Origin of the sequence: Mesorhizobium sp. WSM4989 (assembly GCF_029625795.1) — a bacterium.
Classification (GTDB): Bacteria; Pseudomonadota; Alphaproteobacteria; order Rhizobiales; family Rhizobiaceae; genus Mesorhizobium.
Genome location: NZ_JARTVN010000042.1, coordinates 1 through 262, shown reverse-complemented (window position 1 = coordinate 262; position 262 = coordinate 1). Strand labels below are relative to the sequence as shown.

Here is a 262-nt window from a genome sequence, read left to right as displayed (position 1 = left end):
GCGTGGCGCAAGCCGTGCGCGCGCACGGTTTCGAGGCCGTGATGACACGCATGGATCATGAATCCGGCTCCGACCGCATCCACGAGGCGCTGGTCGCGCTCGACCCTGGGCGCAAGGTCGAAACCATCGTCAATGTGCAGGGCGACCTGCCGACCATCGATCCCCGGATCATCGCCGCGTCGCTCAGGCCTTTCGAGGACAGTGCGGTGGACATCGCCACGCTCGGCGTCGAGATCGTCCGCGATGAGGAAAAGACCAATCC

Annotated in this window: 1 pseudogene; it reads left to right on the top strand. The window is 65.3% G+C overall.

Annotated features, from left to right (window positions below):
* A pseudogene (locus P9217_RS30235) lies at positions 1–262 on the top strand (3-deoxy-manno-octulosonate cytidylyltransferase); the annotation flags it as partial.